Origin of the sequence: Mycobacterium sp. JS623, assembly GCF_000328565.1 — a bacterium.
In the GTDB taxonomy this organism is placed as follows: domain Bacteria; phylum Actinomycetota; class Actinomycetes; order Mycobacteriales; family Mycobacteriaceae; genus Mycobacterium.
In genome coordinates this window covers 6,274,900-6,300,376 of record NC_019966.1, presented here as the reverse complement: position 1 = coordinate 6,300,376, position 25,477 = coordinate 6,274,900, and the positions used below count along the sequence as shown (strand labels likewise).

Sequence of the window (25,477 nt, the reverse complement as noted above, 5' to 3'; positions counted from 1 at the left end):
GCCTATCCGACCGCGAACCGCATGCCGACGGTGGTGCCGTGCGCAGTTCCCTCTAGGTCAACCGCCTCGCTGAGCGTCCGCATCAGCAGCAATCCCCTGCCCCTGGTGCCGGGGTCGGCGGGCGGTGTCTTCCACGAGCCCGAGTCGGCGACCCGAATGTGGATGTGCTGATCGTCAACCGCCCCCTCCACCCGCATCGGGCCCGGATCCTGTCCGCGGTAGGCGTGCTCGGCGCTGTTGCTGCACGCCTCGTTGACCACCAGCACAATGTCCGCGGCCTGCATCTCGGGCACTCCCGCGCCGCGGAGCCACGCAATGAGCTGATGCCGGACATCGGTCAATCGTGCTGGAATCGCGTCGATTTCAATGACGAGCGCCGGGCCCGGATGGCGGTAAAGCACGATCGCGACGTCGTCGTCATAGCCCAGCGCCGGCGCCAGTTCGTCCAGCATCGCGTCGGCCACCGTGTCGACGGGCATCTCCGTCGTCTGCACCAAGACGTCGGCGACGTGAGCGATGCCGGCGTCGATCGGTTCGCCGCGCCGCTCGACCAGCCCGTCGGTGTAGAGCAGCAGGGTCGATCCGCCGGTCAGTGTCGCGGTGGCTTGCGGGCGAGGTTCGTCTCGGTGCACGGCCAGCGGCACTGACCGCGCATCCGTCAACAACTGCGGCTGCGGCGCGCCGTTGGCGAGTACCGCAGGAACGTGTCCAGCACTGCTGTAGGACAACGTTTCGGATCGGGCATCGAGAATGGCGACAAAGACGGTGGTGCAGAACGCATCTGGAATGAACGCCGCGACCGAGTCGAGCTGTTCAAGCAACGTCGCGGGCGATGCGCCGGTGAGCAGCAGCGCCCGGGCCGAGCTGCGCAGCTGACCCATCACTGCCGCAGCGGCCAGCCCGCGACCGACGCAGTCGCCGACGATGATGCCGATCCGGTCGTCGCCAACGGGCAGCACGTCATACCAGTCGCCGCCGATTTCCAGCGGTGACACCGCCGGCTCGTAGCGCACCGCGAAGCCGGGCGGCAGTTCCGTCGGCGCAAGCATGGCCCGCTGCAGCGTCAGCGACGTGTCGCGGGCGAGTTCGAATTGGCGAACATGCTGCATCGCCAGGCTGAGGTGTCCGACGAGCGCGGCGACCAGTTGCCGGTCCTCCGCGCTGACCCTGCGGGGAGCATCGAATTCGAGCCACAGGGTGAGGTCGCGCGTCAGAGTGGCCACGATGCCATGCGCATTGTCGAATGCCGTTGTCCAGCCGATGGTTTCGACCGATAAGGGAAGCCAGGCGCGGGCGTCGTCGAGCGACCGCCGCAGCGGCGGCTCGAGGTCGTACCAGGTCACCGTCGCGGGCGTGCCTGCCAGGTGGACGGCCGGGTCTACGTGCTCGCCCGTCGGCCACGCGATGGCGGCTACCTGCCGCACCCCCAGCGCGGTGCGGCACTCGTCGAGCATGGCCGACAGCACCTCGCGGATGCTCTTCGCGACGCTGACCGCCGTTGCGAGCTGGGCGACGGCGCGCTCCCGTTCGGCCGCGGCGCGCGCGGCGGTGATGTCGCGAATAGTCCCGACGTAGGTGCCCCTGGCGTCGTGGCTACCCGGCGAGGTGACCGCGTTGACGCTCATCGCCACCCATACGGTGTGGCCGTCGCGGTGCCGGATCGGCGCCTCGGCCTCCAGCGTGCCTTGCGCGAGCAGCCGCGCCAGTCGATCGCCGGCGTCGTCGGCCATCCACGGGTGTTGCCACGCGTATGGCAGACCGTCGGCCCCGTAGCCGGTGATGTCGGCGAACGCATCGTTGACCTCGATGACCGCCCCGCTGCTGTCGGAAACGAAGAAGCCCTCCTGCAGAGAGTTCACCAGTGCGGTGCGGAACTCGTCGCGGTCGGCCAGATTGTCGGCGCGGGTCCGCTGTTGTTCGTATCGCTTTGTGCCATCGATGAATCCGCGCGTCGCGACGTCCAGTGCCGCCAGCGTCTGCAGCAGAAACTGCAGCGCGACCGCCGAGTCCTCGCCGGCCGTCAGCCGCGCGTGGTTTTCGATGATTTCGAGGATGCTGATCTGGTTGGCCAGCGCGCGGCGACCGAGCTCGTGGCCGACCGCGAGGGTGTCCTCGCTTTGGTCATCGAGATAGGCGCTCAGCGCGGCGGTGTAGGAGGCGTGGAACTCCGCGTTGGTCTCCGAGCCGGTCATGATGAGACGCCCCGGTGTCGCGCGGCAAGCACCAGCGCGTCATCGGATTCCCTGCTGTACGCGTCGAGAATGTGTTCGGCGATCGCCATCGCCGGTGCGGCGAAGTCGATGCCGCTGACGTGATCTTCGAGGATGCCGTCGGTGGCGATGACGAGCAGATCGCCCGGACTGATCGAGACCTGATGGGTGGCCAGCGCGTGGGGGATGCGATAGCCGACGATGCCCCCGGCTAGCAGTGCGGACGCGCGGATCTGAACACCGGCCGCGCTCTTGCCGATGAGGTCGGCGGTCACGTTGCCGATGCCGATCCAGCTCAGCGTGTCGGTCTCGAAGTCGATGCGGGCCAACGTGATTGTGGCACCGCGGGTGTCGGCGAGGCCGCGATGGCAGCGCTGCAGCAATACGTCGAGCGGCTCATTGCGGCTGCGGTTGACCACCTCGTCGGCGCGCAATGCGGCGGTCTCGGCGGCAGTGCCGTGCCCGAGCCCGTCGGCCACTCCGAACAACGCTGCGGTGCCGCCGAGGTCGACGGCGATCGGGAAGTCGCCGCACACTTCCTCGCCCGGTAACGGCCGGCGCGCCGCTGCCCACTCGATCGGTCCGATCCAACCTTTTCTACGCATTGGCCGGGATCCACTTCCACATCTCAACGACCGTGCCCTGCCCGGGCGTCGACTCGATAATCAGTCGATCCATCAAGCGTCGCGCACCGGGTAGCCCTAGGCCAAGCCCCCGCCCCGTCGAGTAGCCGTCCTCCAGAGCCCGTTCGATGTCGACGATTCCGGGACCCTCGTCCTCGGCACGCACCACCAACGCCTTGCGGCCGTCGCGCTCGGCAACGGCGACCCGGATCGCGCCAGAGCCTGCGTAGCTGGTGATGTTGCGCGCGACCTCGGAAATCGCCGTGGCGATCATCGTGACATCGGTCAGCGAGAAACCGAGGTCGCGGGCGAGCTGATGCCCGGCCTGGCGGGCCGCGACGATGTCGTCGGAGTTCTTGACGTCGATCACGTCTTCGCTCGCCGTCATTCGGCACCGTCGCGCCCGACCGTCGGCTGGCGCGATTCGAGTTGGCGGGTGAGAAATGCGAGCCCCTCTTCGAGGTCCAGCGCGGTGTACATGTCGTCGAAGACAAGGCCGAGCTGAACCATCGCGAACGCAACTTCGGGTTGCAGACCCACGATCACGGTGTCGGCGCCGCGCAGTCGGGTCATGTGCGCGATCGTGCGCAGTGATCTAGCAGCGAACGAGTCCATCACGTCGATCGCGGTGACGTCGACGATGATGCCGTGGGCGCGGTACCGGCTGACCCGCTCCATCAGGTCGTGGCGCAGCCGCTCGGCATCGGAGTCGGTGAGCGCGGCCTGCACCGATGCGATCAGGATCGCGCCCTGTTTCAGGATGGGTACTGGCATGAGTGCGTCGCGCTAGCGCTGATCATCCGTTCTGTTCGCCGGTGCGGGTCACTTCATAACCGAGCAGCCGCTCGGCCTCTTCGATACCGCCCTGCAGGTCGCCGACGGCGTTCATCTTGGACAGGTCGAGCCCGATCGTCACCAGAGTCAGTGCGATGTCCGACGACAGGCCGGTGATGATCACGCTGGCGCCCATCAGGCCCGATGCGTCGACGGTCTGCACCAGGTGGTTGGCCACCGTGGAGTCGATGGTCGGCACACCGGTGATGTCGATGACGACCACCTTCGCGCGGTTCGCGCGGATCGCACGAAGCAGTTGCTCGGTGACCTGACGGGCGCGCTGGCTGTCGAGAACGCCGATGATCGGCAGAATCAGCAGCTGCTCGCGCACCTGAAGAACGGGTGTGGACAGCTCGCGGATGGCTTCCTGCTGCTGGCGGATGATGCGTTCGCGTTCCTGCACGAAGCCGACGGCCACCGTGTTCGCGATGCGGTTGGCGGCGGGCTCGTACGCGTCGAGCACCCGGTTCAGCAGGTTGAAGTCGGTTTGGTACTTCTCGAACAGAGAACGGGCCAGCACGTCGCGCAGCAGCAGCACGATGCCGACCACCTCGTCGGTTTCGACGCCTCGGGGAATGATGCGTTCCGACAGATCGCGCGCGTAGTCCTGCAGCGCTTCGACGCTACCGGTCTCGAGTACCTCGACGTAGCTGTCGTACACCGTGGTGGCCTCGGAGAAGATCTCCTCTGGAGACATCGCGGTGAGCAGTTCTGCCTCGGTGATTCGGCGCGCCCACTCCTCACGCAACGCGGTGCGATTTTGGCGCAGGTGCTGGACGAGTTGGGGGAGCAGTACTTCGCCGACCAGCTCGGCCGGCGGGATGGTGAGGCCAGCGGCAAGATCCGTGGTCGATTCAGACATTGGGTCTCCCAACTCCACTCGCGCCCCGATCGAAATCCATGAGGTCTTCGAGCCGACCCTAGTCTTTGGGCCGGGAGTCCAACCGTCGAAGTGACCAAACTCCGGTGGCGATTGCCTATTAGGCTCTCCCCATGCCCGCCGAGGAAGCGATCGCCACCGCGCTCGCCTACCAGAACGGGATCGCGGTGCTCAAGGTCGATGGGGATATCGACCTGGCCACGGTCCCCGCTTTGGAAGCCGCGATCGACGAAGCGCTGATATCCAAACCGACGGGGCTGGTCATCGACCTGTCCGAGGTCGGGTTCCTGGCCTCAGCAGGCCTGCAGGCCCTGGTCGCCACCCACAACAACGTCAGCCAGAGCGCACAGTTCGCGGTGGTTGCGAACAGCGCCGCGACCAGTCGCCCGATCCAGCTGACCGGCCTCGACCAGATCTTCGAGCTGTACCCGACGCTCGAGGAGGCGTTGACCGCCGTGCGGGCCAAATAGCCTGCCCGACAACCGGTTTGGTCACGGCACCATCCAAGACAGCACCGACGCTTGCAGTGCAGACAACACGCACAAGAACGCCAGGAACGCCACACTCCACACCACCACGCGGCGGAAGATGTCGCCTTCCTTGCCGTTCATGCCGACGGCCGCCGCCGCGATGGCCAGGTTCTGCGGCGAGATCATCTTTCCGAGCACGCCGCCCGAGCTGTTCGACGCGGCCATCAGCACATCGGACAGCCCGGCCTGCTTCGCCGCGGTCACCTGAAGGGCGCCGAACAGCGAGTTCGCGGATGTGTCCGAGCCGGTGACTGCAACGCCCAGCCAGCCGAGCACCGGCGAGAGCAGGGCGAATGCCCCGCCTGCGCCCGCCATCCACGTGCCGAGTGTGATCGTCTGGCCCGACAGGTTCATCACGAACGCGAGCGCCAACACCACCATCACGGTCACGATCGCGAACCGCAGTTGCACCAGCGTGGCGCCGTAGGCCTTGATCGCGCGCGGCACGGACAGTTTCAGCACGATCATCGTGAGCAGGCCCGCGATGAGCATCTGGGTGCCGGGGGTGGTAAGCAGATTGAGGGTGAATTCGGTGAGCGACACCGGTTTTCCCTTGGGGCTGACGACGTGCAGGCCCGGCCATCCGAACTTGATGGTCGCCCTGTCGAGCAGCTTCTTGACGGCAGTGATCTGACAGATGACGAAGACCGCGATAATGATCGCGTAGGGCGCGTACGCCTTGGCGACCTCTGCCCGGCTGTCGGGATTGGTGACCCGCTGCGCGAATTCGGGGGTCGGTTCGTCGGCGGCGCCGCCCGCGACGACGGAAGGAGCCGGCTCGGCGCGCGGCCGCCAGACCCGCACCATCACGACCACTGCTGCCGCCGACAGCAGCGACGCGACCACGTCGGCCAGCGGTACCGAGATGAAGTTCGAGGTCGCGTATTGCGCGATAGCGAACACAATGCCGCAGACCAGCGCCACCGGCCAGGTCTCGCGCAGACCACGCCATCCGTCGACGATCGCGACCAGCGCGAGCGGCACGAACAGCGCGAGGATCGGCGTCTGCCTGCCCACCATCGCGCCGAGTGTGTCGCTTGGCAGGTCGGTCACCTTGGCAAGGGTCAGGATCGGGGTGGCCATCGCGCCGAACGCGACGGGTGCGGTGTTGGCGGTTAGCGCAAGAGCCGCTGCCTTGAGTGGGCGGAAGCCGAGGGCCATCAGCATCACCGATGTCACCGCGACGGGGGTGCCGAACCCGGCCAGCGCCTCCAGCAGCGCGCCGAACGAGAACGCGATGATGACCGCTTGCAGGCGTTGGTCGTCGCTGACCCGAGCGAACGACCGCCTCAAGACGTCGAAATGCCCTGTCTGAACGGTCATTTGGTAGACCCAGATCGCGTTGATCACGATCCAGAGAATCGGGAAGAACCCGAACGCCGCACCTTCGGTCCCAGCGAGCAGCGTCTGACCGAGCGGCATTCCGTACACCAGGATCGCGAGCACGATCGCCAGCGCCAGCGACACCAACGACGCCACCCAGGCGGTCACCCGCAGCGCGCCCAGCATCACGAACAGCAACAGCAGCGGCAGCGCAGCGATCAGAGAGCTCCACGCCAGGGAATGCGCTACCGGGTCGAGAACCTGTTGGTACACCGGGAGGGGATATCCCGTGGACGTGCCGTTCAACCCTCACGCGCTGAGCGACGGCTGCGTAATCACTGTGCGACTGCTAAAACATTGGATTAGAGTTCGGTTTCGCCGCATTGATCTTCAAATCCGCTGGCAGAGGTCGGGAAGGACAAATCATGGGTCGGATCGCTCGCCGTGTCGCGGCGCTTGTCGGAGGTGCCGCGGTTGTCACGATGGTGGGCTTGACCGCCTCGTGCGCCAAGGAAGAGCAGAAGGCGCCGGAGACGTCGACCACCACGACCACCACGACCACCACGTCAGCGGCCACCCCGGCCCCGCCGGCGCCGACGGAGAAGTCGATCAACCCGACCGGTGGCAACCTGTTCACGCCGCCGGTGAAGGCGCCGCCGCCCGCGACGGCCGTCCCCGGCGATCACTAGAACCGCCCCTGGCCAGCTCGGACGTACGCTGGCTTACGTGGTGGCCCGGCACTTCACAACGCTGGCGCTGATCGCTGTCGGCGTGTTCGCGCTCGTCTCCGACTTGCGCCCGTCGGTGTCGGGCACCGCCAGCCTGATCAGCGGGCCATATGCGTACCTGTTGGCCAGTTCCACCGACCTCGGGCCGTCGCACCGCACCGACACGCAGCTGACCGCTGCCCTGCGCAATTCGAGCCGGCCCGATGCGCTGTACGGCTGGGCCGATGACAACGACCTCGACGTCCGGTGGCGTCCAGGCGAGGAGTGGGCGGTCGTCGAGGGTGCTGCCGAGAATGTCGCGAAGGCCTTCGACGTCGAGGTGCACGACTACCGCGGCCAGCGCGGGCAGGTGTTCTACGCGTCACCGCAGCAGCCGGCGATCCCCGACTCGCTGCGTGCTGAGGTCACGGAGTTCGGCAGGATCCTTGGCTACACGCCGCACCACACGTCGCGGCCGTCGATCCTGCCGCTGGATGTGCCGGACAAAGGGCTGACGCCCGCAAGTTTGTTGACGACGTACAACGCGGGCAAGTTGGCGGCCGCGGGGTTCACCGGCAAGGGCGCCACGATCGTCTTCTTCGCGTTCGATGGTTTCGAACAGGCCGACCTCGACAGGTTCGCCACCACCTACAAGCTGCCAAAGTTCACCCCGACGGTGATTGGCGGGCAGCCCGGCGAGGCGCGCGGCGAAACCACGATGGACCTCGAGGTCGCCCATGCTGCAGCGCCCGATGCGCGAAAGGTGGTGTGGAACGCCCGCTCCACCGTCGAAGGCGCCGGCGGCTACGAGAAAATCGGGCAGATGCTCGAGGACGCCGACCGGCAGTTCCCCGGTGCGGTGTGGAGCTTTTCGATCGGGTGGGGCTGCGACAAGCTGATCACCGCGGCCGATCTCGCGCCGGTGCAGTCGGCGTTGAAAACCGCGCATTCGCACGGCACGACGGCCTTCAACGCCAGCGGCGACCTTGCAGGGCTGGAATGCAAGGGCGGTGAGGACTGGTCGTCGCCGCCGGGTGCGAGTGACGTCGGGCTGGATTCAGTGGCCTCGCTGCCGGAGATGGTCGATGTCGGCGGCACCACGCTGTCGACCGACACCAACGGGGTGTGGCAGGCCGAGCAGGCGTGGTTTGACGTACCGCTGTCGCAGGGCACTGGCGGTGGGGTGTCGTCGTTGTTCGACCGGCCGGATTGGCAGCGCACCGTGATGGCGCAGAAGGATCCGACGCGCAGGCTGACCCCCGATGTCGCTGCGGTCGCCGACCCGTTCACCGGCGTTCGGATCGTGTTCGACCAGCAGGACCTCGTCGGCGGCGGGACATCGCAGTCCGCGCCGATCTGGGCAGGCCTCGCCGCAGTGATGAATCAGTACCTGCTCGCCAACGGCGGGCGGGCGCTCGGCGACCTCAACCCGCTGCTGTACCGAATCGCCGAAGGTGCGCCGCTGCCAGGATTTCGCGACGTGGTGTTGGGCGGCAACGCCGTTGAAGACGCCGCCCCGGGCTACGACCTGGTGACCGGCCTCGGCACCCCCGACATCGACAACCTGGTGCGCAACCTGCTGATCGTGCAGAAGGCGACGCAATGAGTACGAACGACGAGAACGTGGGCGCCCAAGTGCCGCAGACGGAATGCCGGATCTGCAAGGTCGACGTGCCGGCCGGCGAGTACTGCGGACTGTGTGGCTGTCATCTGGAGCCGCGCCCCGGCGAGGGGCCGGATTGGTTGCGTATTCGTGACTTCGGCGCGGCGCCGGGCGAGCATCTGCTACAGCCGTCGCTTGCCAGTTCGCTGTTCCCGCATCTGCCGGCACGGTCGCGCAACGTATTCCGCGTCGGGCTCGCCTTGGTTTTGGTTGCCTTGGTGGTGTTCGCGGTCTTGCGAATGCCCGGCGCCCTGGTAGCGGTCTCGTCACTGGGCTTCCCGTTCCTGTTTCTCATCTATCTGCGCGAGTCCGATGCGCACCGCGACATTCCTGTGCGCACATGGGTACTGACCGGAGTGCTCGGCATCGTGCTGGGTGTGGGCTGGGTGTTGTTGACCGGCGCGATGGTGGCCCGGTCGTACGGAATTGGGTTGGGCGCAGGCGTCGTTGGAGCACGCCTGTTGAGCATGGGCATCGGCATCCCGCTCGGCGGAGTGATCCTGATGCTGGCGCCCGCGGTGGTCGTGCGGCTGCTGCACCCGCCGACGCGGGAAGCGTTGGAGGGCTTCATGGTTGGGGCGCTCGGTGCGCTGATGTTCACCGCGGCCGCGACGTTGACGCGGCTGGCCCCGCAGTTCGGCAGCGGAGTGGTCAGCAAGCGGCCGATGGACAGCCTGCTCGTCGAGGCGGGAATTAGGGGAGTGGCGGTGCCGCTCACCGCGGCGGCGGCGGGCGGATTGATCGGTGCCGCCCTGTGGTTCAGGCGCCCGCCGAGCAAGGAGAAGCAGCGCCCCGGTGTGGTGCGCGCGCTGCTGGTGTCGTTCGCTGTGGCGGTGCTGGCCGTGTATTTGGGGCTTGGTCTGGTCGACGTTTCCCATTTCCCGCAGGTGCTGATGCTCGTGTTGTATCTGGCCGTGGCGGGGCTCGCGCTGTTGTTGTTGCGCATCGGGTTGCACCTTGCGCTGCTACACGAGGCGCACGACGAGATCCATTCCGACCAGCCGCTGCTGTGCCCGCACTGCGGGCATGTCGTGCCCGATATGGCGTTCTGCCCCGCCTGCGGTGTCGCGACGCGGGCATCGTCACGGTCGTCGCGAACCGCACGCCGTGACACGCGCCCGGTGCGCAGCGAACAGGAGACCGACGGATCGTGAGCTCTCCCACCTTCTTTCCGGGTTACGCGGTGCCGCCGGGTACCTATGTCGCGCCCCCGGTGCGCCATTCCCGTGTCAGGGTGCTGTTGATCTGGTTCACCGCCATCGCCGTGGTGGCCGCGGTGCTCGTCGGAGTGACGCTGCTGAGATCCAAGCCACCCGCCCGATACATGTGCCCACCCAACTGCGGGCATCCGCCGACGGGCACGCCAGTGGAAACCAATCCGCGGTTCACCGCAGCGGACGGCGCCTTCTCGGTGTCGTATCCCGCCGAGGGAACGGCATACAAAATCACCACCAAACCCAATGGCGTCACCGCGGACCTGCAGGCAGGCGACGGCGGCACGCTGCAGTTGTTCAGCGAGCCTGCGGGGAACCGGTCGCCGGAGCAGATCGCGAAAAGCTTGATCAGCAAGACATTTCCGGACGCGCGCACCGCATACCAGATTCCCAATGCGATGGTCGGCTATCAGCCCGGCTACGGCGAAGCGGCCGACTGCTGGCCGCAGGGGGCCAACAGCAGCTACATGAAGATGCGGGTACTGGTGATGGTGGCCGTCAAGAATGACCTGGCCTTGGTCGCCGCCGCGGTGGGCCCGTTCCGTCAGTTCGGGCCGACCTTCGGAAGCGGTAAGCCATCGGGCGCGAATCTCCAAATCGCCTTGGACATGGGCAAGTACGTCAATAGCTTCTCGTGGCGCGGCGACCCGCCGCGGTGATCAGGCGACGTCGGTAAGACCGTAGCCGCGGTCCCTGGCCACCTCGGCCAGCAGGGAGCGCAGCCGGTGGCGCCCGCGGTGCAGCCGGGACATCACCGTTCCGATGGGGACGTCGGTGATCTCGGCGATCTCTTTGAACCGGCGGCCCTCGATATCGGCGTAATAGACTGCGGTGCGCAGCTTTTCGGGTAGCTGGCGCATCGCCGCCCTGACGTCGGTGTCGCCGAGCATGTCCAGCACCTGATCCTCCGCGGAGCGCAGTCCGGTCGAGGTGTGGCGCGCCTCGGCGAGCAGTTGACCGTCGGTGATCTCGTCGGTGAGCCACTGCGCGGGCCGTCGCTGTTGCTTGCGATAGCCGCTGATGTGCGTGTTGCGCAGGATGCGATAAAGCCAGCCGCCGAGGTTGGTGCCGTCGCGAAAGCCATGGAATCCGGCGAACGCCTTGGCCGCGGTCTCCTGCAGCAGGTCCTCTGCCTCGGTGCGGTTGCGGGTCAGCTTCATGGCCTGCGGGTAGAACGCTGAGATCAATGGGACGGCGTCGCGCTCGAAGCGCGCGGCCAGGTCGTCATCACGGAATTCGGATGGTGCGGCGGTACTGAGCATGCGTCACTCCTGTTGGCGACGGATCTTGTTGTATGCTCACAACTCTCGCTATGAGCCTTGGCGCTGTCTGCATGGCTGGCCCCCCAACGCCGGTACTGATAACCCGACCTGGTGTATACCGGTTAACCCCCATACCGGGGCCGGTGAACAGGACCTCCCAGGCAACCACCACTGCCGTCGCGGCGAGAATGACCGTCACGACGACATGGCGGACCAGGCGTGTGTCGGTGGTGGTGTCCATGTCGAGACACGATTGCGGGTTTCGCGGTGCGGGTCTTCGACGCTGGCGGCCATTCATGATTACCGCTAGCGGCACTTGACAGCCTCGCAGCCGTCCGACAGCACCTGCACAGCCGTCCGACAGCCGTCCGAGCTATCAAGGGGTGTGACCGGCCGGGTGTTGTCGTTGCTTGTGCGACCGACCGCGCCACCGATGTGGGTGGGATTGTTGGTTGCGGCTGTGGCGATTTCAGCCGAGACGCTCATGGTGGTCGTGCTGCGGACCCTTGCGCCGATGGATACCTTCGGCGTGGTCTATCTGCTCGGTGCCCTGGTGGTCGCGATCGGCTGGGGCACCGGCTTGGCCGCGGCGACGTCGGTGGTGAGTGCGCTGGGATTCGGCTACTTTCGCGACTGGCCGAACGACAGCTTCGATCCGGCCGACCTGCGCAACTGGGTGGTGATCGGTGTATTTCTCGTCATCACGTTGATGGCGAACACGCTGGCCGGGGTGGCACGGGCCAGAGCGGTAGAAGCCGAACGGGCCGCTGAGCGGCAGGCGGCGCTGCGTCGTGTCGCGACCGCGGTGGCGCAAGGGTTGCCGCCGAGTGACGTGTTCTCAACGGTGACAAGGGAATTGGCGAGCGCTCTGCGTGCTGAACATGCTGCATTGTTTCGTTATGAACCCGACGGCACCGCGGTGCTGGTTGCTGAGTCAGGTGGGCTCACGATGTCCGTCAGGCGGACTGCCCCGATCGTCGTAGACGGACAAGAATGGGGCATCGCGGTAGTGAGTTCATCCCGTGCCCAACCATTTCCGCGCGAAACCGAGGCGCGGCTGGCGGACTTCGCTCGATTGGTGGCGATGGCCATTGCGAACGCGCAGGCTCGGTCGGATCTGACTTCGTCGCGGATGAGGATCGTGACCGCTGCCGACGATGCGCGCCGTCGGCTCGAGCGCGATCTACATGACGGGGCGCAGCAGCGGCTGGTATCGCTGGCGCTCAAGGCTCGCATGACCGAGGTGGCGTTGCCCGATGGGCAGCATGCGGTCAGGGGGCAGCTGAACGAGATCGTGCAGGGTCTCGGCGATATCTGCGAGGAGTTACGCGCGATCTCGCGCGGCATCCATCCGGCGATCCTGTCCAAGGGCGGGCTCGAGCCTGCGCTGCGGTCGCTGGCGTGCCGTTCGGTGGTGCCGGTTGATCTGGATGTCGACGTGCCTGGCAGGCTGCCCGATAGTGTCGAGGTGGCAGCGTATTACGTTGTGGCGGAGGCACTTACGAACACGGCCCGGCATGCGCGCGCCGAAGAGGTCAAGGTCAGCGTGCGGACTGCCGATGGCCAACTGGACTTGATGATCTCCGACGACGGAGCCGGCGGCGCCGACCCTTCGAACGGATCGGGGCTGATCGGACTGGTCGACCGTGTCGAGGCGGTCGGCGGTCACCTGTGGGTCAACAGCCCGGCCGGGGTGGGTACGTCACTGGCGGCATCGATTCCCTGCGCGGCTTAGCATGTTGGTCTGACATTCTCTGTGCTATTCGGTGGGTTGTCCCCAGGTGCGATTTCATCCACAGATTTGTGAGGAATCTTGTAGCGGGCCGGGTTTTGACGCGTCGCTGGATAGCGTTGGGGTATGGGCGGATTGGTTACTGGGGAGGCGGCGCGGGAGCGGTTTGACGCGCTGGCCGAGCAGGTCGATGCCGCCTATGCCGAGATGCGGGGGTTGTCGTCTGATGCGGTAGGCAACGAGTTTCGGGTTGCCCTCGCCGAGCGGCTGGAGGTCCAGGAGCGCACTAATCGGGGGTTGATGTATCGGTTCTTCGGTGAGATCGCCGATCCGCCCGATGAAACCGCGATGGTGCCTGCCCTGGTCAATAGCTTGGCCGCGCGACTGCGGATCGCCCCGCGGGAGGTCAAACGCCGGATGAAGACCGCGGCGCGGTTGTCACCGCGCCGCCCACTCTCGGGTCCGCCGCTGCCACCGCAGCTGCCCTATGTGGCTGACGCGGTGGCCGCCGGTGTGATCGGTGAGGATCATTTGCAGGTGATCGGGCAGGCTCTGGAGAAGTTGCCCTCGTGTGTGTCGGCTACCGACCGCGTCGATGTCGAGCGCAGCCTGGTGCGCGAAGCGACCAAGAACGACGCCGAGATCGTCAAGACCCTGGCGCGGCGCATCGATGAGATCTTCAACCCCGACGGCGACTACGACGAATCCGACCGGGCGCGGCGGCGCGGGATGGTGCTGGGTCCGCAGGGCCGGGATGGGTTATCGCGGTTCGCCGGCTACGTCGATCCCGAAGGCCGCGCCTACATCGAGGCCGTCACCGCCGCCGCCCGGCCGGGCCGCCACCTACCCGACGGCAGCGTCACCGAAGCCCCCGATGACCGCAGTGGGGCGCAGCGCTGCCACGACGGCCTCAAACTCGGGCTCAAGGCGGGTATCGCCTCGGGCGGATTGGGAAGTCATCGCGGTCATCCGGTGACAGTGATCGTGCGCACCACGCTGGCCGAACTCAACCAGGCCGCCCACGCGGTCACCCATCCCGACATTCCGATGCCCTCGCCGGCGCGTACCGGTGGGGATGGCGTGCTGCCGATGCGCGACTTGATCCGAATAGGCGCCGATTCGATCCACTATCTGGCGGTGTTCGACGACCACACCGAACGACCCATCTACCTAGGCCGCCAGACCCGTATCGCGACCGCCGATCAGCGCATCATCTGCTATGCCCGCGACGGCGGCTGCACCCGGCCCGGTTGTCTGGCACCGGGCTATCACAGCGAGGTGCACCACAGCCCGGACTGGACACCGGATGGCAGAACCGATGCCGATTGCCTGTTCTTCGCCTGCGAGCCCGACCACAAGTTGGTCACCGACGGGCACTACCAAACCAGCGTCACCGACACCGGCCGACTGGCCTGGACCGACGGCACCACCGCCCCCGAAGTCAACCACGCGCACCACCCTGAAGAACTCCTCCACGGCAACACCGACCCACCCGAGGGCGACCAGGAGGAATGATGCTGGCGGGCAGAGTGTTTCGACTCACCGATGCCACGGTAAACCCCACGGATGCCACCAACGATCCGCGGGCCAACCGCCGTGGTAGTAGGCGTGTCCGTAGCCCCGGTCTCAGCCATGCCCATGCCCGTAACCGTGCCGGTCGGCGGGCTGAACCTCTGCGGTCGTCGAATGCGCCTGGCCCGACTCGGCGTTGGCGGCGCCCGCGCCGATGCCGAGGGTGAACGCCCCGACCACACCTGCAATCGCGACACTCCCAATCAGTCGGTTCAGATTCATAGCAGGACTCCTTCGAAATCAATTACAAGTAACGAAGATTGAGTGCTTCCCTGAGTCCAGGCTTCTCCGCGCACCGACAGGCGTCGCCCAGGTTGGCGCCCACAAGCCGCCCCCTGCTAGCAGGCAGGCGTGGCGGTCAGTACGGCCTCGACCGCGGACCAGTCCGGCGTGTGGACAACCCAGTCCGGGATTTCGCCGTCCTGCGGACCGAAAAGATAGAGATGCGGCACGACCTCGCGAATGGCGCGGTGCACATCGAGCCGGTCGTCGATCATGTGAGTGATCCCAAGGTCGCGACAGTGAACGGCCTTCTCGGCGCGCTCGCGGCAAAACCTCACATTGCCGCGTGGTAGGCCGGTGCGGCCGTAGAAGTCGTGGCGGTCCAACCACGCCACGGTCTTACGTTGAGTCTCCTCACCGCATTTCGAGATGATCCACACCCTGCCCTCGAACAACTCGACGAGCCGCGGGATGACCTCGAACGCGCCAGGCGTCGCCGGCGACTCCATCGCCTCTTCCAGGCTGGAGCCGAGAAAGCTGGTGTCGGCCGCCTCGTCCGTGCCCAGGCCGCCTTCGATCACCCGGCCGAAGTCGATGCCGAGAACCGACTCAGGCAGACGTTTTCACCTTCGCCGCTGCGGACTCGGGCATCGGCTCGTAGCGGGCGAACGCCCGGGTGAACGATCCGGAGCCGTGCGACAGTGATCTCAAATCGATTGCGTAACGGGTCAATTCGACCTCAGGGATCTCCGCCTTGATCACCGTGCGGTCCTCGCCGACCTTGTCGGTGCCGAGTACTCGACCCCGTCGCCCGGCCAGGTCGCCCATCACGGCGCCGACCATGTCGTCGGGCACGAGCACCGATACGACATCGACCGGCTCGAGCAGATTCACCCGCGTGGCCGCGGCCGCTTCGCGCAGCGCCAGCCCGCCGGCCATCTGGAACGCGAAGTCCGATGAGTCCACGCTGTGCGCCTTGCCGTCGAACAGCGTCACCCTGATATCGACGACGGGAAAGCCCGCGCCGACCCCCTTCTCCATCTGCGCGCGTACGCCCTTCTCGACGCTGGGAATGAAGTTGCGCGGCACCGCCCCACCGACGACCTTGTCGACGAACTCGAAGCCCGAGCCCTCCGGCAGCGGCTCCACCTCAATGTCACACACCGCATACTGACCGTGTCCGCCGGACTGCTTGACGTGCCTGCCGTGTCCTTTAGCGTTGCCGCCGAACGTCTCTCGTAGCGGGACCCGCAGCTCGATGGTGTCGACCGCGACGCCGTACCTCCGGTTCAGCGCGTCGAGCACGACGCCGACGTGCGCCTCGCCCATGCACCACAGCACGATCTGATGGGTCTCCGGGTTCTGCTCGATGCGCAGCGTCGGGTCTTCGGCCGCCAGCCGCTGCAGCCCGACCGACAGCTTGTCCTCATCGGTCTTGGCGCGGGGCTGCACGGCCACCGGCAGCAACGGCTCCGGCATCGTCCACGGCTTGAGCACCAGCGGATCGGATTTGTCCGACAGCGTGTCACCGGTCTCGGCCCGGCTCAGCTTGCCGATCGCGCAGATGTCGCCGGCCACCACCACGGGCGCGGGCCGTTGCTGCTTGCCAAGCGGGAACGACAGCGTGCCGATGCGCTCGTCCTCGTCGTGGTCGGCGTGAGCAGCCATCGCGCCGGAGTCGGCGTGGATGGCAGCCGAGGCGAGGAATCCTTCCGAACCGAAAAACTGCGAGAGATGGCCCGACACATGAACTGTCGCGTCGGGAGTGATGGTTCCGGAGAACACCCGCACCAGACTGACCCTGCCGACGTAGGGGTCCGACGTCGTTTTGACGACCTCGGCGAGCAGCGGTCCGTTCGGGTCGCACGTCAGCCCGGTGCGCGCCTTGCCTTGTGGGGTGAACACCTCCGGCAGCGTGTGTTCCGGCGGCGACGGGAACGCGCTGGTGATGATCTCCAGCAGTTCCAGCGTTCCGACACCGGTGCCGGCGCAGGCGGGCATCACCGGGAAGAACGAGGCGCGAGCCACCGCCTTCTCCAAGTCCTCAATCAGCACCGCCTGGTCGATCTCTTCGCCGCCGAGGTAGCGCTCCATCAGCGTCTCGTCCTCGGATTCCTCGATGATTCCCTCGATCAGGGTGCCGCGCAGCTCCTCGATCGAGCCGGAGTACGACGCGTCCGGCGCATGCGTCCCGCTGCGCTTGCCGTTGGCGTACTCGTAGTGCGTCTGTGACAGCAGCCCGATCAGCCCGGTGCACGGCGTATCGGCGGCCAGGTAAAGCGGAAGCACCTTGTCGCCGAACGCCTCCTGCGCGGCCGTCAGAGCGCTCTCATAGTTCGCGCGGGCGTGGTCGAGTTTCGTGATCACCACGGCGCGCGGCATGCCCACCTGGGCGCACTCGAGCCACAGCGACTTGGTCGGATCGTCGACGCCCTCGTTGGCCGCGATCACGAACAGTGCGCAGTCTGCGGCGCGCAGCCCGGCCCGTAGCTCGCCGACGAAGTCGGCATAGCCGGGCGTGTCGATCAGGTTGACCTTGACACCATCGTGTTGCAGCGATGCCAGTGCCAGGCCGACCGATCGCTGCTGTGCGATCTCGGCCTCGTCGAAGTCACACACTGTGCTGCCGTCGACAGTCGAGCCCTGTCTGGTGAGAACCCCGGAGGCGACCAGCAGGGCCTCGACGAGTGTGGTTTTGCCGCCACCCGATGGGCCCACCAGCACCACGTTGCGGATGGCGGCCGGACTGTCCGCGGTGGGGGCGGCTCCGGCGCCCGCAGAAGTTGTCGTCTTGTCAGCCATGACATTCCCTCCTGATGGCAGCGGCTCTGCTACCGAGGCGTGTGTTAAACCACAATTCCCCCAACCGACACCGAGCACAACCGTTTCGATGACTTTCGCGGGGGTGGTAGAAGCGGGGGCGGTAGAAGTCAGACCCGCCGCCCACCGACTACGCCGTGCGCGTGACACTGCTGCGAGCGCGACGGTAATCCGTACGCTGGGTGCATGCCGTCCGTCGGGATGCGCATCATCGCTCTCCTCGGTGCGGTGGTTGCGACCGCCGTCGTGAGTTCATGCGCGGCTTCGTCGCCGCCTTCGGATCCGCATGCGACCCAGCACAATGCGGCCGACGTCACGTTTGCCAGGAAGATGATTCCGCATCATCAGCAGGCACTCGACATGGCGGCGATGGTCCCGTCCCGAACCACAAACCGCCAACTCGTGATCATGGCCAAGCACATTGCGCTGGATCAACAGGCGCAGATCGAGACGCTGCAGGGATTGCTCCAGCAGTGGGGCGAACCGGCTGTCCCGGATCACATGGGGCACGACGACGGGATGGGCATGGACGGCATGGTCGACACGGCCACAATGGACAAACTGCCCACGCTGAAGGACGCCGAGTTCGACGACCTATGGCTGAACTCGATGATCATTCACCATGAGGGCGCGGTCGCGATGGCCGAGCCGGAAATTGCGCAGGGCCAGAACCCGGCGGCCGTCAAGATGGCCAAGATCATCGTCGAGTGGCAGCAGTTCGAGATCGGCCAGATGCATGGCATGTTGGGTCCATCGGAGTGACCGTGCAACTACCCGCCGGGTAATCGACACACGGCCGCCGCGCGGCGAGGGTTACAGCCATGACCACGTATGACGAACTCGCACAGCGCTACATCGACACCTGGAACGAGACGGACGCCGATGCCCGACGGGCCGCCGTCGATCAGCTCTACACCGAAGACGCCCGCTACATCGACCCGCAGGCCGCCGCTGAAGGACGTGAGGCGATCGCCGCCATGATCGGCGCCGTGCAGCAGCAGTTCGCCGGCTTCGTGTTCCGGTTGGCAGGCCCGGTCGACGGACACCACAACCAAGCGCGGTTCGGCTGGGAGCTTGGGCCTGCGGGTGCAGAGGCACCAATCGTCGGCTTCGACGTCGCCGTCACCGACGCCAGCGGTCGCATCCAGACCGTGCTCGGATTCCTCGACAAGGTGCCCGCCGCGGCCTGACTGGTTATGCCTGCCAGGACGCCCAGCGCTGCACTTCGACCGTGACGACCGGTCCGTCGAGCGCAATGCGTTGGTACTGAACGTATTTCTTACGGAGCAGGGCGTAGCCGGCGGCCATCTCCTCGCCGCTGTAGTGGACCGCCGCTTCGCCGTCCGCACGCACCCACCACAACTGCGTCCAGTCGTCGTCGTAATGATCGACGAGCATGCTGACTTGGGGGTTGCCTTCGATGTTCGCCAACCGGCGAAGCCGTTGCGTGGACTTACGTTTGGCGTCGACGGCGGTGTAGACGACATCGTTGTGGACCGCGAATACCACCGGGACCAAATGCGGTGCCCCGTCGGGTCCCACCGTGGCGAGCATCGCCACCGGCGACTCCGCGAACTTGGCCGCAGCGGCGTCGTCGTCGGACATCAATGTCCGTTGCGCGGACCGCGTTGCTGCGGTGCGACGCTGATCGGCAGGCGAGTGATGGGGGTGCGTGTCACGCCGATCTCCGGCGGCTTCGTCGGCCGCGGCCCGTACGTCCCGGTGGACCCGGCCCCCGGGTTCACCGGCGAGGCCACGGTCTCAGTCGGCGGCGGCGGCGGTGGCGGCGCGGGCGGACCGGGCGGGGGCGCCTCGCTGCTCGCCACCGGAACCGGAGCGACGCTCGTCGGCGCGGTCGGCGTCACCGACGAGGTGTTGTCGTTGACGGTGGCTTCAGAGCCGCGGAATACCAGCAGCACACCCGACACCACGATCGCTGCGACAGCGGCAGACGCTGCGACGATCGCCGTCATCGCCGGTTTGGTGCGGTACCACGGCACCGGCGCCGGCGTGAAGCTCCAGGTGTCGTGGTTGAACGCGTCGAAGTGACCCGCGTCGTCGATTCCCGGCTGGTTATCCCAGAAGTTGTCGTCCGGGTCGTCCCACTGATCGTCGCCAGGACCCTTCAACGGGTCGTCGGGTTCCTCTGCCGCCTGCAGCTCGAACTCCGGGTCATGGCTGGTCAACCCGCCCTCATCGGTCGGGTCATCCCAGAGGTAGTCGAAGTCCCCCGAGGCTTCGCGTTCAACCACATAGAGATGCTAACGCCCGTACCAGGGCAAATGGGCAGTCGGCTGGAATCGGACGGAGTCTGGAGGAACTCTCAGCGGCATCGACGCAGCCACGATAGGGTTCGGTCGCCCCGCCGGATCTTCATTCATCGCGCAGATCAGGCGCCGTCACCGCTGCGTCACCGTGCCGTCTCCTACCCATCGGAAGGTTTCGCCAATGAACAAGTCCATTCTGGCAGTCTCGGCCGCATCGGCCCTCGTCTTCGCGAGCTTGATCGGCTGCGCTCCGCCGCAGAAAGACAACTCGGGCGGTGAGAGCGCCAACGGCGTGAAGGTCAGCGAGGCGAAGTCCGCAGCGGATCTCGGTGGCATGGACGCCCTTGTCGCGGCGGCCAAGAAGGAGGGCGAGCTCAATGTGATTGCGCTGCCGCCGGATTGGGCCAACTACGGCGCGATCATCAAGGCCTTCGGCGACAAGTACGGCATCAAGGTCAACTCCGCCCAGCCCGACGCCGCCAGCCAGGACGAGATCAACGCCGCCAACCAGCAGAAGGGCAAGAGCTCCGCACCCGACGTTTTCGACCTCGGTCAGTCGGTCGCGCTTGCCAACACCGCGACGTTCGCGCCGTACAAGGTCGCGACATTCGACGACATCCCCGCGGCGTACAAGGATCCCAACGGCACATGGGTGAACGACTACGGCGGCTACATGTCGATCGGCTTCGACACCTCCAAGGTGCCGCCGATCGGAGGCGTCAACGACCTTCTCAAGCCCGAATACAAGGGCAAGGTCGCGCTCAACGGCGATCCCACCCAGGCCGGCGCAGCATTCTCCGGCGTGCTGATGGTCGCGTTGTCGCAAGGTGGCTCGGCCGACGACATCGCGCCGGGAGTCGAGTTCTTCCGCAAGCTCAAGGAGGCGGGCAACTTCCTGCCCGTCGACCCCACCCCGGCCACCATCGAGTCCGGTCAGACTCCCGTGGTGATCGACTGGAATTACCTGAACGCCGCGACCACCGCGAAGCTGCCCAGCTGGCAGGTCGTCGTTCCGAACAACGGTGTGGTTGCCGGCTACTACTACCAGGCCATCAACAAGGACGCCCCGCACCCTGCCGCTGCCCGGTTGTGGCAGGAGTTCCTCTACAGCGACGAAGGGCAGAACCTGTACGCCGCGGGCGGGGTGCGGCCGGTGCGCGCCGACCAGATGATGCAGGCGGGCACGATCGACAAGGCCGTCGTCAGCAAGATCCCGGTCATCGACGGCCCGGTGACCGTTCCCTCGCCCGATCAGACCGCAAAGGCCACCAAGTACCTGTCGGAGAACTGGGCGAAGGCGATCGGCTGACGTTGCGTCGCGCGCGAGGAGCGGAATTGAAGAAGCTGAGGGATGGGCTGCCGCTACTGCCGTTCCTCGCGGTGGTGGTGATCTTCCTGATCATCCCGACCGTGACGGTGATCGGCAGCGCGTTTTTCGCCGACGGGCAGTTCTCGCTGACGCGGATACAGGCGCTGTTCTCTGACACGGCGCTGGCCGCACTGTGGAAGAGCGTGCTGCTATCGGGCAGCACGGCACTCATCGGCGCGGTGCTCGGCGCCGTGCTGGCGTGGTTGATCGTGAGCAGCCCGCCGACATCGATGGTGCGCCGCGCGGTCATCTCGCTGTGCAGCGTGCTGGCCCAATTCGGCGGTGTTGCACTGGCATTCGCATTCCTGGCCACGGTCGGTCTCAACGGGGTGTTGACGTTGTGGGTGCAGCAGGTGTTCGGCTGGAACCTCGCAGGCTCCGGCTGGCTGTACAGCCTGACCGGCCTGATCCTTGTCTACACCTATTTCCAGATCCCGTTGATGGTGATCGTGTTCGTGCCCGCGCTCGAGGGGCTGCGCGATCAGTGGCGCGAGGCGGCGGTCAGCCTCGGCGCATCGACGTGGCGCTACTGGCGCGAAGTCGCGGTGCCGTTGCTGACGCCCGCGTTTCTCGGATCGGCACTTCTGTTGTTCGCCAACGCTTTTGCGGCATATGCGACGGCCGCGGCCCTTGTCAGCCAGGGCAGTCCGATCGTGCCGCTGCTGATCCGATCCGCGTTGACCAGTGAAGTGGTACTCGGCCAGTCAGGCTTCGCCTACGCGCTGGCGCTGGAGATGATCGTCGTCGTCGCGGCGGTGATGGTGGCCTACAACGCGCTGGTCCGACGGACGGCCCGGTGGCTGCGATGAGGCGCACAACGCTGGGCGGCAAGATCTTTCGCGCGCTTCTGTGGATCGCCTTCGGCCTGTTCTTCCTGTTCCCGCTCTACGCGATGGCCGACTTCTCCACCCGCAACCTGATCGCAGGTGGGCGCACCTTGCGGGCCTGGCAGAACCTGATCGCCGACGAAGCGCTGTACCAGTCCATCGTGATCTCGTTGCTGCTGGCGGTTTTCACCGTGGTGGCGATGCTGTTGGTGCTCGTGCCGACGATGATCTGGGTTCGGTTGCGCACGCCATGGGCCAAGGGCATCGTGGAGTTCCTGTGCCTGCTGCCACTGACGATCCCGGCCTTGGTGATCGTCGTCGGGCTGCGCAACGTGTATCTGTGGGTGACGTACTTCCTCGGCGAATCCGCACTCACCCTGACCTTCGTCTACGTCGTGCTGGTGTTGCCATTCGCGTACCGCGCCATCGACGCCGCGCTGTCGTCCATCGACCTCAAGACGCTCGCCGAGGCAGCGCGCTCACTGGGCGCCGGATGGTCGACGACGATACTGCGGGTCGTGGTGCCCAACATCTGGTCCGGAATCCTTTCGGCCGCATTCATTTCCATTGCAGTGGTGCTTGGCGAATTCACCATCGCGTCGTTGTCTGGCTACCAGACGCTGCAGGTGCAAATCGTCCAGATCGGCAAGACCGACGGCCCGACATCGGTGGCCGCATCGCTGGCCGTGTTGCTGTTCGGCTTCGTCCTGCTGCTCGTCCTATCGTTGGTGACCCGTGGCCGTCGCCGCGCCCCAGCGCTGGATGTCGTAGCACCCACACCGACGGGAGTCGAGGCATGAATTCCCGAAGACGACCGCGAGTGAGGATCGCAGCGAGGCACGAGCGAGGACCGGAGCGAGTGGGAGTCGAGGCATGAATTCCCGAAGACGACCGCGAGTGAGGATCGCAGCGAGGCACGAGCGAGGACCGGAGCGAGTGGGAGTCGAGGCATGAATTCCCGAAGACGACCGCGAGTGAGGATCGCAGCGAGGCACGAGCGAGGACCGGAGCGAGTGGGAGTCGAGGCATGAATTCAGGAGTCGCCGTCGAACTCGATGACCTGACGCGGGTCTATGGAACGGTGAAGGCGCTCGACGGGCTGACCTTGCACATCGAGCCCGGTGAACTCGTCGCGCTGCTCGGGCCGTCCGGCTGCGGAAAGACGACAGCGCTGCGCATCCTCGCGGGCCTCGACGAGGCGACGTCGGGCACCGTTTCCGTCGGCGGCCAGGACGTCGGCAATGTGCCGGCCAACAAGCGCGATATGGGCATGGTGTTCCAGGCGTACAGCCTTTTTCCACATCTCACAGTTCTCGACAATGTCGCTTTCGGCTTGAAGATGCGTGGAAAGGCCAAGGGCGACCGCACTTCTCGCGCCGCCGACATGCTGGATCTTGTCGGGCTGTCAGCGCATACGCACAAGTACGCCAGCGAGCTCTCCGGTGGCCAGCAGCAGCGTGTCGCGCTCGCCAGGGCCCTGGCGATCCAGCCACGCGTGCTGCTTCTCGATGAGCCGCTCTCGGCGCTGGACGCCAAGGTGCGGGCCCAGCTGCGAGACGAGATCCGGCGCGTCCAGCTCGAAGTCGGCACGACGACGCTGTTCGTTACCCACGACCAGGAGGAGGCGCTGGCCGTCGCCGACCGGGTCGGCGTGATGAGCCAGGGCAAGCTCGAGCAGCTGGCCGCGCCCGCCGACCTGTACGCCAACCCCGCAACGCCGTTCGTCGCCGAGTTCGTCGGGCTGAACAACAAAGTGCCGGCTGAGGTTTCGGGCGGGCAGGCGCATCTGCTCGGTACCTCGGTGCCAGCACTCGAGGGATCGGTCGCCAAAGGGCTGGCCATGGTCCGACCCGAATCCGTCACCATCACTGCCGATCCTGCTGGCAACGCCACGATCAGCTCGGTGGCGTTCCTCGGGCCGATCTCTCGGGTTTATGCCGCACTGGCCGACGGCTCGGTGATCAGCGCGCAGATGGCCAGCTCCCAGGCCAAGGCCTTCTCACCCGGCGACCCGGTGACCGTCGGCGTCGAGCCGACCGGTGTGCTTGTCGTGAACGCCGCCTGACCATCCGCGGTCGCGCGCCAGCAGGTCCGCCGTGGTCTCGCGCCGCACGAGTTCGGTCGTCTTCCCACGCCGAACCGCGATGATCGGCGGCCTGCTCACCATGTTGTAGTTCGACGCCATGCTGTGCTGATAGGCGCCTGTGCACGCCACCGCAAGCAGGTCACCGGGGTGAACGTCGGCGGGCAACTCGACGTCGCGGGCGATCTCATCACCCGATTCGCAGTGCCTGCCTGCGACCGTCACCCTCCGCGTCGGCCCAAGCGTGTGCCGATTCGCCAGCGCCACAGTGTATTTCGCCCCATACAGCGCGATCCGCGGATTGTCGGACATGCCCCCGTCGACGGCGACAAACGTGCGGCCGCCGGGTTGCGACTTCACCGAAACCACTCGATACAGTGTCACGCCGGCACGGCCGCTGATCGCCCGGCCCGGTTCGACGACGAGACGCGGCCGTGGAAACCGTTCGGCCGCACATGCCCAGTCGAGCGCATCCTCGATGACGTCGGCCAACTCGGTTAAGTCCAGCTCGGGATCACCTGTGACGTAAGGGATTCCGTATCCACCGCCGATATTGAGCTCATGCAGCACAACGCCATGACTGCGCCGGACATCGGCCATCGTGGCGATCATCCGGCGGATCACCTCGCCGTAGAGCGTGGCGTCGACGACCTGAGAACCGATATGGCAATGCAGCCCGACCAGTTCGAGCGCAGGCTGGTGCAGAATGCGTTGCGCCGCCGCGATGGCGGCCCCGTCGCTGAGGGCAAAGCCGAACTTCTGGTCGTCGACACCCGTCGTCACCGCCGGGTGTCCGCCGATGTCGATGCCTGGCGTAACCCGGATCAGAACCCGCTGCGGCCGCCGCGCCACGCACGACAGGTAGGCGATCTCCATCGCCGAATCGATGACCACCCGCCCGATGCCAACGGCTGCGGCGTTGCGCAGCTCGTCGACTGGTTTGGCGTTGCCGTGCAGCACGATCCGCGCCGGAGCCATGCCGCCCGCCAAAGTAATAGCCAGCTCACCTCCCGAGCTGACGTCGACGCCCGCGCCCTCCTCGGTCACCCAGCGCGCGATGTCGACAGTCAGCAGGGCCTTTGCGGCGTAACGGATCTCGACGCCGCGCAGCGCGGTGTGATAGTTCTGTAGCCTGCTGCGGAAATCGATCTCGTCGAGAACATATGTCGGAGTGCGAAACTCGTCCGCGACGTTGGTCAGCGGCACGCCGCCAACACACAGGCGACCCAGCTCGTCGACCGTGGTCGTCAACGGCCAGATCGCCGGGTCTATTCGCTGCGTCGCCGCGTTCTGCAGGGACGGAAGAAAATCCAGCATGGTCATAGGGCCACGGTGCGCT

General features: G+C 66.3%; 26 protein-coding genes. 13 read left to right on the top strand and 13 right to left on the bottom strand.

The window, feature by feature from the left end; genetic code table 11:
- Window positions 1-2: 2 nt before the first annotated feature.
- From MYCSM_RS30605 to MYCSM_RS30585, 5 genes are read right to left on the bottom strand one after another with little or no spacing between them, the layout of a single operon-like run.
- Window positions 3-2,192, bottom strand: a complete 2,190-nt coding sequence (locus MYCSM_RS30605) for a SpoIIE family protein phosphatase (RefSeq protein ID WP_015310067.1) — start codon at window positions 2,190-2,192, stop codon at window positions 3-5.
- A complete protein-coding gene (locus MYCSM_RS30600) occupies window positions 2,189-2,815 on the bottom strand; it encodes a SpoIIE family protein phosphatase (RefSeq protein ID WP_015310066.1) in 627 nt (208 codons plus the stop codon). The genes MYCSM_RS30605 and MYCSM_RS30600 overlap by 4 nt, the downstream gene beginning before the upstream one ends.
- The gene (locus MYCSM_RS30595; RefSeq protein ID WP_015310065.1) at window positions 2,808-3,221 is read right to left on the bottom strand and encodes an anti-sigma regulatory factor; all 414 of its coding nucleotides are present in this window, start codon (window positions 3,219-3,221) and stop codon (window positions 2,808-2,810) included. The genes MYCSM_RS30600 and MYCSM_RS30595 overlap by 8 nt, the downstream gene beginning before the upstream one ends.
- Window positions 3,218-3,607, bottom strand: a complete 390-nt coding sequence (locus MYCSM_RS30590; RefSeq protein WP_015310064.1) for an STAS domain-containing protein — start codon at window positions 3,605-3,607, stop codon at window positions 3,218-3,220. Before MYCSM_RS30590 ends, MYCSM_RS30595 begins: the two co-directional genes overlap by 4 nt.
- Window positions 3,608-3,629: 22 nt before the next feature.
- A complete protein-coding gene (locus MYCSM_RS30585) occupies window positions 3,630-4,529 on the bottom strand; it encodes an STAS domain-containing protein (RefSeq protein WP_015310063.1) in 900 nt (299 codons plus the stop codon).
- A 131-nt stretch (window positions 4,530-4,660) separates the two neighbouring features.
- On the opposite strand from MYCSM_RS30585, the gene MYCSM_RS30580 reads away from it, so the two are divergent.
- A complete protein-coding gene (locus tag MYCSM_RS30580) occupies window positions 4,661-5,017 on the top strand; it encodes an STAS domain-containing protein (RefSeq protein WP_015310062.1) in 357 nt (118 codons plus the stop codon).
- 21 nt (window positions 5,018-5,038) lie between these two features.
- On the opposite strand, the gene MYCSM_RS30575 is transcribed toward MYCSM_RS30580, so the two are convergent.
- Entirely contained in the window at window positions 5,039-6,673 is a 1,635-nt protein-coding gene (locus MYCSM_RS30575; protein ID WP_015310061.1) for an L-lactate permease, read from the bottom strand.
- 152 nt (window positions 6,674-6,825) lie between these two features.
- Here MYCSM_RS30575 and MYCSM_RS30570 point away from each other — a divergent pair, with 152 nt between their 5' ends.
- Genes MYCSM_RS30570 through MYCSM_RS30555 form a run of 4 tightly spaced genes read left to right on the top strand, consistent with a single transcriptional unit; the run spans window position 6,826 to window position 10,643 of the window.
- A complete protein-coding gene (locus MYCSM_RS30570) occupies window positions 6,826-7,089 on the top strand; it encodes a hypothetical protein (protein ID WP_015310060.1) in 264 nt (87 codons plus the stop codon).
- A gap of 37 nt (window positions 7,090-7,126) precedes the next feature.
- A complete protein-coding gene (locus MYCSM_RS30565; protein ID WP_015310059.1) occupies window positions 7,127-8,713 on the top strand; it encodes a S53 family peptidase in 1,587 nt (528 codons plus the stop codon).
- Complete coding sequence (locus MYCSM_RS30560; protein WP_015310058.1) at window positions 8,710-9,924, top strand: hypothetical protein; 1,215 nt, start codon at window positions 8,710-8,712, stop codon at window positions 9,922-9,924. The genes MYCSM_RS30565 and MYCSM_RS30560 overlap by 4 nt, the downstream gene beginning before the upstream one ends.
- Window positions 9,921-10,643, top strand: coding sequence for a hypothetical protein (locus tag MYCSM_RS30555; protein ID WP_015310057.1), 723 nt, complete (start codon window positions 9,921-9,923; stop codon window positions 10,641-10,643). Before MYCSM_RS30560 ends, MYCSM_RS30555 begins: the two co-directional genes overlap by 4 nt.
- Here the strand turns inward: MYCSM_RS30555 and MYCSM_RS30550 are convergent, their stop codons facing one another.
- Entirely contained in the window at window positions 10,644-11,246 is a 603-nt protein-coding gene (locus MYCSM_RS30550) for a sigma-70 family RNA polymerase sigma factor (protein ID WP_015310056.1), read from the bottom strand.
- Between the two features lie 460 nt (window positions 11,247-11,706).
- On the opposite strand from MYCSM_RS30550, the gene MYCSM_RS30545 reads away from it, so the two are divergent.
- Together MYCSM_RS30545 and MYCSM_RS30540 are read left to right on the top strand one after the other, a co-directional pair.
- Window positions 11,707-12,981 carry a GAF domain-containing sensor histidine kinase gene (locus MYCSM_RS30545; RefSeq protein WP_335337502.1) on the top strand — a complete coding sequence of 425 codons (1,275 nt, stop codon included), beginning with the start codon at window positions 11,707-11,709 and terminating at the stop codon, window positions 12,979-12,981.
- A 123-nt stretch (window positions 12,982-13,104) separates the two neighbouring features.
- Window positions 13,105-14,493, top strand: a complete 1,389-nt coding sequence (locus MYCSM_RS30540; protein ID WP_015310054.1) for an HNH endonuclease signature motif containing protein — start codon at window positions 13,105-13,107, stop codon at window positions 14,491-14,493.
- Between the two features lie 111 nt (window positions 14,494-14,604).
- Here the strand turns inward: MYCSM_RS30540 and MYCSM_RS37425 are convergent, their stop codons facing one another.
- The 3 genes from MYCSM_RS37425 to MYCSM_RS30530 form a co-directional block, all read right to left on the bottom strand.
- Complete coding sequence (locus tag MYCSM_RS37425) at window positions 14,605-14,772, bottom strand: hypothetical protein (RefSeq protein WP_015310053.1); 168 nt, start codon at window positions 14,770-14,772, stop codon at window positions 14,605-14,607.
- Window positions 14,773-14,888: 116 nt separating this feature from the next.
- Window positions 14,889-15,353 carry a hypothetical protein gene (locus MYCSM_RS30535; protein WP_232425692.1) on the bottom strand — a complete coding sequence of 155 codons (465 nt, stop codon included), beginning with the start codon at window positions 15,351-15,353 and terminating at the stop codon, window positions 14,889-14,891.
- Window positions 15,354-15,381: 28 nt separating this feature from the next.
- A complete protein-coding gene (locus MYCSM_RS30530) occupies window positions 15,382-17,574 on the bottom strand; it encodes an elongation factor G-like protein EF-G2 (protein WP_015310051.1) in 2,193 nt (730 codons plus the stop codon).
- A gap of 204 nt (window positions 17,575-17,778) precedes the next feature.
- Between MYCSM_RS30530 and MYCSM_RS30525 the strand changes: the two genes are divergently transcribed.
- Both MYCSM_RS30525 and MYCSM_RS30520 read left to right on the top strand, forming a co-directional pair.
- Complete coding sequence (locus MYCSM_RS30525; protein ID WP_015310050.1) at window positions 17,779-18,354, top strand: DUF305 domain-containing protein; 576 nt, start codon at window positions 17,779-17,781, stop codon at window positions 18,352-18,354.
- 59 nt (window positions 18,355-18,413) lie between these two features.
- The gene (locus MYCSM_RS30520; RefSeq protein WP_015310049.1) at window positions 18,414-18,782 is read left to right on the top strand and encodes a nuclear transport factor 2 family protein; all 369 of its coding nucleotides are present in this window, start codon (window positions 18,414-18,416) and stop codon (window positions 18,780-18,782) included.
- A 4-nt stretch (window positions 18,783-18,786) separates the two neighbouring features.
- Here the strand turns inward: MYCSM_RS30520 and MYCSM_RS30515 are convergent, their stop codons facing one another.
- Window positions 18,787-19,197, bottom strand: coding sequence for a TIGR03668 family PPOX class F420-dependent oxidoreductase (locus tag MYCSM_RS30515; RefSeq protein WP_015310048.1), 411 nt, complete (start codon window positions 19,195-19,197; stop codon window positions 18,787-18,789).
- Window positions 19,197-19,844, bottom strand: coding sequence for a hypothetical protein (locus tag MYCSM_RS30510; RefSeq protein ID WP_015310047.1), 648 nt, complete (start codon window positions 19,842-19,844; stop codon window positions 19,197-19,199). The genes MYCSM_RS30515 and MYCSM_RS30510 overlap by 1 nt, the downstream gene beginning before the upstream one ends.
- Before the next feature lie 196 nt (window positions 19,845-20,040).
- Between MYCSM_RS30510 and MYCSM_RS30505 the strand changes: the two genes are divergently transcribed.
- The 4 genes from MYCSM_RS30505 (at window position 20,041) to MYCSM_RS30490 (ending at window position 24,120) form a co-directional block, all read left to right on the top strand.
- Window positions 20,041-21,168, top strand: coding sequence for an ABC transporter substrate-binding protein (locus MYCSM_RS30505; protein WP_015310046.1), 1,128 nt, complete (start codon window positions 20,041-20,043; stop codon window positions 21,166-21,168).
- A 26-nt stretch (window positions 21,169-21,194) separates the two neighbouring features.
- Window positions 21,195-22,037 (top strand): ABC transporter permease, encoded by an 843-nt coding sequence (locus tag MYCSM_RS30500; RefSeq protein ID WP_015310045.1) that lies wholly within the window; start codon window positions 21,195-21,197, stop codon window positions 22,035-22,037.
- The gene (locus tag MYCSM_RS30495) at window positions 22,034-22,855 is read left to right on the top strand and encodes an ABC transporter permease (RefSeq protein WP_015310044.1); all 822 of its coding nucleotides are present in this window, start codon (window positions 22,034-22,036) and stop codon (window positions 22,853-22,855) included. The genes MYCSM_RS30500 and MYCSM_RS30495 overlap by 4 nt, the downstream gene beginning before the upstream one ends.
- Before the next feature lie 227 nt (window positions 22,856-23,082).
- Window positions 23,083-24,120, top strand: coding sequence for an ABC transporter ATP-binding protein (locus tag MYCSM_RS30490; RefSeq protein ID WP_015310043.1), 1,038 nt, complete (start codon window positions 23,083-23,085; stop codon window positions 24,118-24,120).
- Here the strand turns inward: MYCSM_RS30490 and lysA are convergent.
- Window positions 24,055-25,461: a diaminopimelate decarboxylase gene (gene lysA / locus MYCSM_RS30485; protein WP_015310042.1), complete on the bottom strand. Its 1,407-nt coding sequence runs from the start codon at window positions 25,459-25,461 to the stop codon at window positions 24,055-24,057. The genes MYCSM_RS30490 and lysA overlap by 66 nt on opposite strands.
- Window positions 25,462-25,477 lie beyond the last annotated feature (16 nt).